The 12,474-nt window shown below is 62.0% G+C and carries 7 protein-coding genes; 1 reads left to right on the forward strand and 6 read right to left on the reverse strand.

Annotated features, from left to right (window positions below; translation table 11 throughout):
- Nucleotides 1–239: 239 nt before the first annotated feature.
- From HB393_RS11965 to HB393_RS11980, 4 genes are all read right to left on the reverse strand, one after another.
- A complete protein-coding gene (locus HB393_RS11965) occupies nucleotides 240–1,007 on the reverse strand; it encodes an alpha/beta hydrolase (RefSeq protein WP_345945163.1) in 768 nt (255 codons plus the stop codon).
- Nucleotides 1,008–1,283: 276 nt separating this feature from the next.
- Nucleotides 1,284–2,444: a TIGR03435 family protein gene (locus HB393_RS11970; RefSeq protein ID WP_255551009.1), complete on the reverse strand. Its 1,161-nt coding sequence runs from the start codon at nucleotides 2,442–2,444 to the stop codon at nucleotides 1,284–1,286.
- A gap of 87 nt (nucleotides 2,445–2,531) precedes the next feature.
- Complete coding sequence (locus tag HB393_RS11975; protein ID WP_213805400.1) at nucleotides 2,532–4,436, reverse strand: HAD-IIIC family phosphatase; 1,905 nt, start codon at nucleotides 4,434–4,436, stop codon at nucleotides 2,532–2,534.
- Nucleotides 4,437–4,448: 12 nt separating this feature from the next.
- Entirely contained in the window at nucleotides 4,449–4,898 is a 450-nt protein-coding gene (locus tag HB393_RS11980; protein ID WP_213805401.1) for a VOC family protein, read from the reverse strand.
- Nucleotides 4,899–5,281: 383 nt separating this feature from the next.
- On the opposite strand from HB393_RS11980, the gene HB393_RS11985 reads away from it, so the two are divergent.
- The gene (locus HB393_RS11985) at nucleotides 5,282–9,868 is read left to right on the forward strand and encodes a choice-of-anchor D domain-containing protein (RefSeq protein WP_255551010.1); all 4,587 of its coding nucleotides are present in this window, start codon (nucleotides 5,282–5,284) and stop codon (nucleotides 9,866–9,868) included.
- 2 nt (nucleotides 9,869–9,870) lie between these two features.
- Here HB393_RS11985 and HB393_RS11990 read toward each other — a convergent pair whose 3' ends face one another.
- The gene (locus HB393_RS11990) at nucleotides 9,871–11,070 is read right to left on the reverse strand and encodes an NAD(P)/FAD-dependent oxidoreductase (RefSeq protein ID WP_213805402.1); all 1,200 of its coding nucleotides are present in this window, start codon (nucleotides 11,068–11,070) and stop codon (nucleotides 9,871–9,873) included.
- 15 nt (nucleotides 11,071–11,085) lie between these two features.
- Entirely contained in the window at nucleotides 11,086–12,360 is a 1,275-nt protein-coding gene (locus tag HB393_RS11995) for a class I SAM-dependent rRNA methyltransferase (protein ID WP_213805403.1), read from the reverse strand.
- Between the last annotated feature and the right edge of the window lie 114 nt (nucleotides 12,361–12,474).

Below are 12,474 nucleotides of genomic sequence, written 5' to 3' on the forward strand. Positions count from 1 at the left end.
CAGGATCGGAATCTCCACTGGATTTACCGAGTTGGTCGATGATAGGTCCAACTCGGGCTAACCATTCAGGCCTTGCTACCGCTTGCGCCGGCGGGCGCCAAGCTGTCTCCATTTCGAAAGTGGCCCGCCTGAAAAGCCCGGTACATGGCAGGCTTAAGTTGTCACAAAGCGTGAGTGATTGCCAGCGGGTGAGTGCAATCAACCGGGCGGAATCTTGCGGGCGTCGCAGTTGCCACCTGTCATAGGTTCTTCTTAAGAAAATTCAGCGTCGCGTCCATACTTGCTCGAAACCACTTAGGTTGCACCACGTAGTCATGCTGTCCTTGTTCTGCTGTGAACGTGGTGATAGACCCGTGAGCTAGCTTATAGGCGGCAACAAAGTTTGTGAACTGTGGGTAAGGGACATCTTCATCGGCATTGCCATGCCCGATGAAGATCGGCGGAAGTTTGCCACCAAGGTTGTGCTGAGGAGACGCCTGCAAGCAGAGGTCTTTATGCTCCGAACAGGAACCTCCAAGATAGGCAGTGATGGACTGATCCTTTTCAGAGAAGGTCGTCAGGTCAAGATCTGAACTCCAGAGGATTGCCGCTTTTACTCTTGAGCTCAGTGTCGTGAAATCGCCTATCCCGTCGTAGCGCGGGTCGTCGCCCGTTAATGCAACGAGCGCTGCGAGCTCACCGCCCGCAGAATACCCTGCCACGGCAATACGATCTGGATCGACATGGTACTCGGCCGCATGAGCGCGAAGCCAGCGTACGGCTGCCTTGCACTCTTCCAGCGCTATTGGAAAGCGGACTCCAGGGCTCAGGTCATAGTCAATCGTCATACCGACATACCCATGTTCAATGAGTGGAACAATCACTTTGTCCGAGAAATCCCTTGTTCCCGCCGTCCAACCACCGCCATGAATAAAGATGATGGCTGGGGCCATACTCACTCCCTTGGGGACGTACATATTAGCCAATAACGGAGCGGACTTACCTTGCGTGTACGGCACCCCGTTCACGCGAGAGAAGCTCTCTGCTGGATGAACGTCTTTGATTTGATGCGCGTGCAAGAGTGTTCCGCAAAAGAGGATAAAAGTAGCCGTGAGAAGACCAAGACGCATGATTTCTACTTTAAGCCATAAGCGATATCGTGGCCGTCCCAGAACTCCTCCTCGTACACGGATTGGTAATTGCGTTAGTAACGACAAGTCGTCTTAGCGGAGTTTGGGTGATGGGGTGACTGGAAGACGGTTGTTCGGCTTGTACAAACGAACGTTTACGCAAGGAGCGGCAAGCTACTGCGGCTTCGGTTTGTTTTCCAAGGACTCGATCACTAGAGTGGGCACGGTTTTAATCTGAGGAATGAGAGTAAGCCCCTGTTGCTCAAGCGCCTCTTTAAGAGAGGCGGGCTTCGATGAATCCCATTTGAGAACAAACATAAATTTGCCAGAGATTGGTCGATCTAGAACGACAGGTTGACCGGCAGCTCGCTCAATCGAGGATCGTATGGTCTCGGCGCTGGCCGCCTTCCACTCCATCGTTCCAGGTGTCGGCGATCCTCCTTCCTCCAGCCTAGAGTTTGGTACCGATCTAAGATGGCCGGATAGTCCGGACAGTACGAGCACATGCGCCGTTCGTCTTTCGTGAAAGACATGGACGCCCGCTGCCGAACTCAAGGCTGCCTGCATCAATGGGCCGAGCGTTTCAGGACGACCATATGGCACCCAGGCTTGGACAGCATAGATCTGATTAAGGTAAGTGGGGATGTCGATCAAATTGGGAGAGACACCATAGGCATCCGCAAGCAGATCTTTCAATGTGCTGCCTTTGGCATCGATTTGTCCGGAGCTAACTATCGAATGCCCGGCCTCGTTTACTCGCCTCACAACGACCCGAGTGCCTGCGTCTGAATCGCTTAGCTTCTCTTCCGTGAGGGAAGTGTGATTGACGAGACGATTGTCGATCTCAAGCGGCTTGAGAGGAAGTGTCTTCTGCTCAGAGAGTGCGGTGAGTACGGTTGCATTGACAAACTCAGCTCGCGTGATCGCAGCGACTTTGCCGCTGCTGTCAATTAGAACTGTCGTTGGCAGGCCATTGCCCCCGAAGGCTCTCCACAACGCCCCATCTCGATCGAGCGCTACGGTTCCCTTCATTGGATGGCGCGCGAGAAAAGGTTTGATCTTCTCCAACGGTTCGGCGCTGAGCCAAAGGAAATCGATATTGCGAGTTCGGAACTGTTCGGCGAGCGAGTTCAACCGTGGCATGCTTTCGATACAAGGACCACACCACGTCGCCCAGAACTCAATCAGCACTGCATGGCCGGGCTTTGGAAGTTGATGCTCTCCTTGCACGACCCTATGGAGCGACAAGGTGGGAGCTGTTTCTCCCACCCTCGTTTGCGAGTGGAGAGTGGTTACCACGGTTGTCCAAACCAGGATCGTAGATAAACGCCGCATGTGTCGTGCCCTAAAATTTCCGTAACGGAAGTCTATAGGAGATAAGACTGAGTCTCTCGGTCTTTGATTGAGCTTCTGGTCTCTTTTTCAACCTTCTAGCAGTGTGAAGGGGAGTTCTTTTTCTTCGAAGGTGGAGAGGTCGAGTGCGAACCATTGTGCGTTTGGGTCTGCGTCTTTGGGTGGGGTGATGGGGGTGAAGCCGAGGCGGATGTAGAGGTCTCGCACTGGAAGGTTTTTGGGGGTGGGGATTAGTTCGCCGAGGATGCGGGTGAGGCCGCGTTGGCGGGCTGCTTGTACGAGCAGGGCGAGGGTTGCCTCTTCTACGCGGCGGGCGAGGACGCGGCAGCTCATGAGCCAGGTGTCGATGACGAGATCGTGCTCTTGTGCGCGTGCGATGAGGGCGGCGATAGTGCCGCTGTCTCCGAAGGAGTCGCTTAGTGCGAGTTGCAGGGTGACTATGTCTTCATCTTCTTTGGCTTCTTTGGCGAGGAGGTGGCGAAGGTCGTCGGCGCGGCGGCGGCGGGTGGTTACGTTGAACTGGTTTGTCTTTCCGATGAGCTGGGCGATGCGCGTGAGGTTCGCTTCGTCGAAGGGGCGATGGCGCAGTTGCATGCGAAGTGATTGCAGATAGCTGTCGAGATCGGTTGCGGAGGAGAGTTGGCTGGTGCGTGCGGCGTTTGCTTGATACTGCGCGGCGCGGGCTACGTCCTCTGGGGTGAGCGCGAGCGCTTCGAAGTAGCCTGCGCGGGCGATGGTAGAGGCGAAGAGCGCGGGGTCTTCGGGTAACTCGGGAACGGCGGCTTCGGGAGCTTCGCGGCGAACGAGGTTGCGTTCGAAGGGGTTGTCGTCGGCGAAGACGAGGGCGTCGAGACCGATGTTTAGTTGCGCTGCGATGGCTCGGAGGTTCGCGGGCTTGTCCTGCCAGTTGGCGAAGAAGGCGGCGAAGTGTTCGCGGCGAAGGAGGGTCCCGGGGTGTTGGGTGAAGGGCAGGAGGGCGGTGCTTTCTTCGTTCTTGGAGCAGACGGCGAGGAGGATGCCACGGTCGCGCAGACGCAGGCAGTAGCCTTGAAAGTCCAAGAAGGCTTCGCCGGCGGCGTGGCCGAGGCCGAGATGGATTCCTTCGAGACCATCGTCGCCGATCACTCCTCCCCAGAGGGTGTTGTCGAGATCGAGCACGAGGCATTTGCGTGTGAGGCCGAGATGAGCGGCGAGTAGAGGGGCGAGGGCTTCGCTGTAGAGGGGCGCGGCGGTGGGATGCACCTCCTGCTTGGCGCGGAGCCAGAGGGCGGGGTCGTGCCACAGGGATAGGCCGTCGTGCGCGGCGGGAGTTGTGATGTCGAGGAGATGGACGCGGGCTTCGTCGGCTGCGAGTGGGATGGCTTGGTTGAAGTGGGTGAGGACGCTCTGCGGTGAGCTGGGCAGGCGGTGTTCGTTTGAGCCGAGCATCGGCGGGAAGAGAGGAAGCGCGGTCTGCTGGAGGAGGGTGGCCGCGGTGTTCTGCCGGGCGAGCTGCCAGGCTTGACGGGTGCGGTCGATGGGGTCTGTTCCGGCGGCGGCGACTTCGACCAGATGATGCGCATCGAGAGCGAAGAGGATGAGCTGCGGATGGAAGGCGTGGAGGGGGGATGTGCGGTCCGCGAGCTCCTGCATGTATTGGCCGTAGCCGCCTTCGTAGACCTCCAGCAATATGCCGCGGCGGAGAGCGGAGATGCGCAGCGACGGTAGAAGGTGATGCGTTGTTGAGGAGGCAAGAATGGCGAGGCGCAGAGGGGAGAGGTGCGCGGGTGCGTCGATGTCTGACTGCAGGAGGCGCGTGAGTTCGCGATCCAGTTTGGAGGTCGCGATGAAGTCGAGCTGGAAGTTGGAGAGCGCGAGGAGGGTGGACCACGGATCAGCGGAGGTGCGGAGATCGAGGAGCTGCTGCTTCCAGTTGCCGGGTGCGGCTGGGAGCCAGGTTAGACGTTGGCTCGGATTGGAGATGGGAAGAGACACGCGGCCGGAAGGTTACTCCTGAAAGAGATGACGATGCCCGGGGGCCTCGATCAACTCGATGATAAAGCGAAGGGGGGAGAGGAAGAACTGCACGTTGCGTCGACCGTAGGCCTGGGCCGGTGCGGGGTCTCCGGTGGGGAAGCATCCCTGGGCGCGCAGATGTTCGGCGGCGGCGGCGAGATCGTCTACGCGGTAGGCGATGTGGTTGAGGATGGTGCGGCCCTGTGCGAGGGTGCGGGCGATGGGACTTGCTTCGCCGAGGGGCGCTATGAGTTCAAAGCAGGGTGTGCCGTTTTCTCCAAGTCCAAACTGGACGGAGACGCCCAGGCCTGCGTCGTGGGTGATGTGTGTCCAACGATCCATCTGCAGCGTGGTGGTTAGATGGGCTCGCGCTGCGTCTATGTCTGCAACGACGAGGCCGATGTGGTCGAAGAGAAGCGTAGGTGAGGTGGGCGCGGACATGGTGTTTGGGCGAGGGTGAAGAAACTGCTCGACTCTATGAGTGTAGCTTCGGGATCTTTGTGGCGTCGTGGGGGATATCTTCGTAAGTTCATGGGCGCGATGTTGCGTTTGCAACATTAAGTAGGCAAACTGGGAGCGCACTTTGTAAATATTCAATTTTGTAAGCAGGTAAGGTCGTCGAATTGGCTGTGTTGTGGGCCGATTTAAGGCTTGGGTTGCGCGAGGCTTTGCGCCCGCGGGTTTGTGTGCGGCTCTTCTCGGTGTGGGAGGGTGCTTCAGGTCTGTCGTGGTGTTGGGCTGAGCGAAGTTTGTAGAAAGGTCAGAGTAGCGTCGCGCCCTCACAGAGCAACTTTATGGGTCTGACTGGTCTTCGAGTTCGCGGGATGAGCCTCGCCTTGCGCGGGGTGATGGTGTTGGGTGTGGCTGTGGTTGCGGCGATGGGGGCTGCGGCGCAGGTGGAGGATCTTTCTTCGGCCTCTTCTTCTCTGGTTTCTTTGACTGCGGATGGGGGTCGCTCTGTTTCCGAGGTTAGGGCGCGGCGGTTTTTGGGTGGGAGGGGTGTGGTTCGGGGGCAGGCTGAGGTGGGCGGGGGAGTTGGATCTACGTCTGGTTCTTCTTCTGGTGGATCGGCTGCGTTGGCGATGGGAGTTGCACGGCGGCAGCATGCGGAGATGGTGGCGGCGAGGCAGAGTTTGGGGCTGGTGGATTCGCCCTTGAGCGCGGCGTGGCAGGCGGTGGGGCCAGCGTCGGTGGGGTCGTTGGCGTACGGGCTGGTGAGCGGAAGGGTGACGGCGGTGGCACTCGATCCGGCGGATGCTACGGGCAATACGGTGTATGTGGGGAGTACAGGCGGCGGGGTGTGGAAGTCGGTCAATGCGGCGGGTGCGGCTGGAGCAGTGAGCTTTGTTCCGATTACGGATACGCTGCCGGCGTTTGGCGCGAACGCGGGATCCGGGGCGATTCCCTCGCTGAGCATTGGGGCGTTGAGTGTGCAGGACGGCGTGGTGCTGGCGGGGACGGGGGATGCGAACGATGCGACGGACTCGTACTACGGGGGCGGGATTCTGCGGTCGGCGGATGGAGGGCAGACGTGGACGCTGATCGATGGCTCGCGGGATGGGACGGGAGGGAACCACACGTTTGTGGGGCTGGGGTTTGCGGGTTTTGCATGGAGTAGCGAGACGCAGGGGCTGGCGGTGGCGGCGGTGTCGCAGGCGGCGGAGGGGACGCTGGTGAATGCAGGGGTGGCGTCGAGCCAGGTGACGGGGTTGTACTACTCGACGGATGCGGGTGTGACGTGGCAGATGGCGACGGTGATGGATGGGAGCCAGGTGATTCAAGGGCCGCTCTTCACGAACACGCGGGGAGGAATTGCGGCGACGGCGGTGGTGTGGAATCCGGTGCGAAAGAGGTTCTTTGGGGCGCTGCGGTATCACGGGTACTACGAGTCGGCGGATGGGGTGAACTGGACGCGGCTGGCGGCGCAGCCGGGGAGTGGGTTGGCGGGCGCGGCTTGTCTTTCGGGGAATACGAGTTGTCCGATGTTTCGTGGGGCGCTGGCGGTAGAGCCGGTGGGTGGGGATACGTTCGCTCTGACGGTCGATCGGAGCAACCTGGATCAGGGGCTTTGGCAGGATGTCTGTGCGAAGGGTGGAGGGGGCTGTGCCGGGGCAGTGGCCTTTGGAACGAGGCTGGGGGGTGCTGCGCTGGAGGTGGGGAACGGTAGTGCGGAGATCCTACAGGGGGACTATAACCTCTCGCTGGCGGCGGTGAGTGTGGCGGCTACGGGTGGAGGTGTGGCCAATACGGAGCTGTATGTGGGGACGGAGGATTTGTATCGGTGCTCGCTGGCTGCGGGGTGCGTGTTGCGGAATACGACCAATGCGACCGACGCGGTGGCCCGGTGTGCGGGGCTGGGGAAGGTGGCTCCGGCGCAGCATGCGATTGCGGTTCTTGCCGCGGCTGGATCGCCGGTGGTGTTTTTGGGGAACGATGGAGGGCTTTGGCGGTCGCCGGATGGGGTGAATGTGCAGGGGACGGATTGTTCGGCGGACGATGCGGCGCACTTTGAGAATCTGAATGGAGGGCTGGGATCGCTGGCGGAGGTGGTGAGCTTCGCGCAGCATCCGACTGATCCTGGGCAGTTGCTGGTGGGGTTGGGGGTGAATGGGATGGCGGGGACGGGGAGTGCAGGCTCGAGCGCGTGGCCGCAGTTGAGCGCGGGCGAGGGCGGGGTGGTGGCGATCGATCCTGCGAACCCGATGCTGTGGTATGGGTCTACCGGGGCGGGGGTGAGTGTAAAGGCGTGCGTGAGTGGGTCGGCTTGTACGGCTGCGGATTTTACGGGGGCAGCGACGATTGGAGTGGCGCAGGTGGGTGGGGATGCTTCGCTGATCGATGCGCCGTGGATGCTGGATCCGCTGGCTCCGGAGAAGATGCTGGTGGGGACCTGCAGGGTGTGGCGCGGGCCGGCTGCGGATGGCGGGACGTGGTCTTCAGGGAGTGCGATTAGTCCGAAGCTGGCAGGCGCGACGGGGTCTGCGTGTATGGGGAGCGATGCGATGGTGCGGTCGCTGGGGGCGGGCGGGGTCGCTGATTCTGGGAGCGGTGCGGGTGGTTCGCAGGTGTTGTATGCGGGGATGGCGGGGGCGATGGATGGTGGAGGAAGTGCCGGGGGGCATTTGTATTCGACGGCCACGGGCGGGGTGGCGGATGCGATGACGGCCTGGACGGATCTGGCGCGGTCGCCGGTGTTGAATGATGCGGGAAGCCCGTTCAATCCGGGTGGGTTCGATGTGTCGTCGGTGGTGGTGGACTCGCATGATGCCACGGGGAAGACAGTGTATGCGACGGTGATGGGATTCTCGGGGAATGGGAAGAAGGCTCCGCATCTGTATCAGTCGACGGACGGTGGGGCGCATTGGGTGAATATCAGCAGCAATCTGCCGAATGCTCCGGCGAGTAGCGTGGTGGTGGATCCGAACGATGCGAACACTTTGTATGTGGCGTTGGATACGGGCGTTTACGTAACGACGCAGGTTGCAAGTTGCTCGACGACGAACTGCTGGAGTGTGTTTGGCGTGGGGTTGCCGAACTCTCCGGTGACGCAGCTTGCGGTCGCGGTGAATATGCCGATCGGAGGTGGGACGGGTGAGTTGAGGGCGGGTACCTATGGACGAGGGATCTGGCAGATTCCGCTGGTGACGGCTATTTTGGCGCAGACGACGATGAGCGTTGCCCCCAGCTCGTTGAGCTTTCCGGCGCAGGGTGTGGGGACGGCGAGTGCGGCGCAGACTGTGACGGTTACAAATACGGGCAGTGCGGCGTTGCAGGTGAGCCGGGTGGCGGTGACGACGAACGGACTGGGTGCGAGTGACTTCCATGCGACGGATACTTGTGTTGGAGCTTCGGTGGCTGTGGGCGGGACTTGCGCGGTGCAGGTGAGTTTTCAACCTGGTGCGACCGGGGCTCGGAGCGGCGTGCTGACGGTGTATGGGAACGTTGCGGGTGGGCAGGCTACGGTGTCGCTTGCGGGGGAGGGGACGGCTGCCGGGGCGATCGTGCTGGATCCGGTGACGCTGAGCTTTGGGGCTACGACGGTGGGTGCTACGAGCGCCGGGCAGGATGTGACGATCTCGAATGTGAGTGGTGTGCCGCTGGCGCTAGGCGCGATCTCGGTGAGTGGGGATTTTGTGTTGGCGGCGAATACGTGTGGTTCGTCGCTTGGGATAGAGAGTGGATGCACGGTGAGGATTGCGTTTCGTCCGACGGCATCGGGAGTGAGAAGTGGGGTTCTTACGGTGGTCGACGACGTTGGTACGCAGACGGCGGCGTTGAGCGGGACGGGGACCTCTCCGGCGACGGATGGGTTGAGCCCCTTGAGTTTGAACTTTGCGGCGCAGACGTTGAATACGACGAGTGCGGCGCAGCAGGTAACGCTGACCAATGTGGGCGATGTAGCGCTGACGCTGATTGGGGTTGAGACGGGCGGGGACTTTACCGCCGTGAATGGATGCGGAAACTCGTTGAATGCGCACTCTTCGTGCGCGATTGTGGTGCGGTTCGTTCCGAAGGATGTAGGAGCGAGGAGCGGAGTGCTAACGGTGTCGGACCAGTTCCGGAGCCAGACGGTGGCTTTGAGTGGGGTGGGGGTTGCGCCTGCGGGGGTCTCGCTTGCTCCCTTTGGGACGATGGTGTTTGGGGCTGCGGGGGTGGGGACGCGGTCGGTTGCGCAGAGCGTTACGCTGACGAACAACAGCCAGGCTGAGCTGAGGATTGCGAAGATCGAGGTGACGGGGGATTTTGTTGTAGCCGATGGCGGTGCTCCGTGTGGAAGTACGGTGGTGGTGGGCGCGGCGTGTAGTTTGCAGGTTAGCTTTGCTCCGACTGTTGGAGGGCTTCGAATTGGTACTCTTACGGTTACAGATGATGCTTCGAGTTCGCCGCAGACGTTGGCGCTGCGTGGTTCGGGCGTGGATTTTTCTCTGGCGGCGAATGGGAGCACCAGTGTGACGGCGGCGAGTGGGAAGAACGCTGTGTTTCCGCTGCTGCTTAGCTCGGCTGCCGATGTCGTGGGTACGGCGAACTTCAAATGCACGGGGATACCGGCGAATGCGACGTGTGTTGCCTCTCCGGCGAGTGTGCCGCTGGGAGGCGTGACGACTGTTTCGGTGACGGTGAATACGGGCGTGGCAGCGACTACGGGTAGTTTGGGATTGGGGCGAAGGCCGTGGGTGTGGCTGGTCTGGTTGATGCCGGTGGGGTTGGTGTTGCGACGGGGGAGGCGACTGGCTGGGTTGGGCTTGCTGTGTCTGCTAGCGGGATGCGGGGCGGGGCGGCAGATTCCTACGGATGGGAGTGGAGCGGGTACGAGTGGGCCGGGGACTCCTGGGGGGAGTTATACCGTGGTGGTTTCGGCGGAGTGTGCGGGGTTGACGCGGAGTGTGAATCTTACGTTGGTGGTGCAGTAGGGCTAGATGGCGCGTCCGGCACTGGCGGCGGAGGCCCATGCCCATTGGAAGTTGTAGCCGCCGAGCCAGCCGGTGACGTCGACTACTTCGCCGATGAAGTAGAGGCCGGGGACCTTTTTGGATTGCATGGTCTTGGCGTCTAGCTCGGCGGTGTCTACGCCTCCGGCGGTGACTTCGGCCTTGGTGTAGCCTTCGGTGCCCGCGGGAGTGATGGTCCAGGTGTGGAGGTTTTGTTCGAAGGCGGCGAGGCCGGGGTTGGTCCAGTCGGGTGGGGGATGAAGGGCGAACCAGCGCTCGGCGAGGCGGGTGGGGAGGAAGGCGCGGAGGGACTGGATGGCGGCGTTGGGATCGCGGCGGGCGTTGGGGGTGCGGAGGGGTTCGGTGACGTCGAGGCCGGGGGCGAGGTCGAAGTGGACGGGATCGCCGGGGTGCCAGTAGGAGGAGGCTTGAAGGACGGCGGGGCCGCTGAGTCCTCGATGGGTGATGAGGAGCTTTTCGCGGAAGGCGGGGATGGTAGTGCGGGTTTTCGTGCGAGGGATGGCGGTGGCGATGACCTCGGCGGAGAGGCCGGCGAGGTCGCACCAGCGCTCGCGGTCTTCGGGGGAGAGGACGAGGGGGACGAGGGCGGGGCGGCAGGGGACGATGCGGAGGCCGAACTGTTCGGCGAGGGTGTAGCCGAGGCCGGTGGCTCCCATCTTGGGGATGGAGAGGCCGCCGGTGGCGATGACGAGGGAGTCTGCGTGGAAGGTTCCAGCGGAGGTTTCGACGCGGAAGTGGGTGTCGCGTGTGACGGAGAGGATGTTCGCGCCGAGGAGGGTGCGGACGTTGGCCTGGGTGCACTCGCGCTCAAGCATGGTGACGATGTCGTGGGCGGAGCGGTCGCAGAAGAGCTGGCCGAGGGTCTTCTCGTGGAAGGGGATGGCGTGTTGCTGGACGAGGGCGATGAAGTCCGCGGGGGTGTAGCGGGCGAGGGCGGACTTGGCGAAGTGGGGGTTCTGGGAGAGGAAGTTTTCGGGGCGGGTGTGGAGGTTGGTGAAGTTACAGCGGCCTCCGCCGGAGATGAGGATCTTCTTTCCGGCCTTTTCGGCGTGGTCGAGGAGGAGGACGCGGCGTCCACGGCGGCCGGCTTCGATGGCGCACATGAGTCCGGCTGCGCCTGCTCCCAGAATGATGACGTCGGTGTGCGACGTGTGAGTCTGCATGTGCTGGTTGTTCCTCTAGCTGACGCGCAGGATGAGGCACTTGAGGTAGCTGGTCTCGGGGAGGGTGAGGATGGCGGGATGGTCTGGAGCTGCGCCGCGTATCTCCAGGACCTGCACGCGGCGTCCGGCGTCGCTTGCGGCTGCGGTGACGACGTCGGTGAACTCGACGAGAGGAACGTGGTGGGAGCAGGAGCAGGTGATCAAGGTGCCGCCAGAGCGGAGCATCTTCATGGCGCGGAGGTTCAGCTCCTTGTAGCCGCGCATGGCTCCCTCTGCTGCGCGCTTGGTCTTGGCGAAGGCGGGGGGATCGAGGACGATGGTGTCGTAGTGCTTGGCGGAGGTCTCGAAGTCGCGTAGGAGTTCAAAGGCGTCTGCTTCGATCCAGTCGACCTCGGCTGGGAGATGGGGGTTGAGTTCGCGGTTGCGGTCGGCGACCTCGAGGGCTGCGCGGCTGGCGTCTACTCCAGTGACGTGGGTGCAGGTTTGGGCGAGATGTAGCGCGAAGCCTCCCTGGTAGGTGCAGATGTCCAACGCCGTACCGTGGGCGTAGCGGGCCGCTGCGGCGTAGTTCAGACGCTGATCGAGGAAGGCGCCGGTCTTTTGTCCTGAACTTGCGTCGAAGTGGAGGCGGAGGCCATTGATGGTGAAGATGCTGCTGGTCTTCTCGGGCGTGCCGAAGCGGGGACCGGGCTCTGGCGCTTGAAGGCGCTCCAACTCTCGGACGCGGGCGTCGGGGCGCTCCCAGATGGTGACGTCTTCGCCGAGACCCTCTACGAGAGCTTCGGTCACTACCGCGCGGAGATCGTCCTGAGCGGTTCCCTGGGTGAGGAGTTGCAGGATGACGAGGTCGTTGTAGCGGTCGGCGACTATGCCGGGCAGAGCGTCGGCCTCGGAGAAGATCAGGCGGGAGGAGTTGTCGTGATCGGATACGGGGGCTAGTTCTGCGCGTAGAGCGAGGGCGATGCCGATCCGTTCGCGTACTTCGGCTAGGTACTCAGCACGGGGTAGTCCGGACTTCGGCGAGACCACGCGCAGGGCGATCTGCGAGGTGTCGCTGTATAGGGCGGTTCCCAGGGGGATGCCGCGGCCATCCATTACGGTGAGGAGCGAACCTGCGGCTACGCCGGTGCTGCCGGTGAAAGGAATGAAGGTTTCGACGTCGGAGCGGTATACCCAGAGGTGTCCGGTCCGCAGCCGATCCGCGGCTCGCCGGGTGATGGTAGCGGCAGGTCCAAAGGGCTGCGCCGCTCCTACTCTCGGTCCAATTCGATCTGGGCCCCTGCTCAACATGCTTCTATGGTCGCACAGGCGGTTTCTCGCTCGGGTGTTTGGGGCTGGGATGGGAGTGCGGTCGTGCTTCCCCACCCCAACGAGCAAAAGCGCTCGTCGGGGACCCCGGTTCGC

The sequence above is a fragment of the Granulicella sp. dw_53 genome (assembly GCF_018449545.1).
Classification (GTDB): domain Bacteria; phylum Acidobacteriota; class Terriglobia; order Terriglobales; family Acidobacteriaceae; genus Edaphobacter.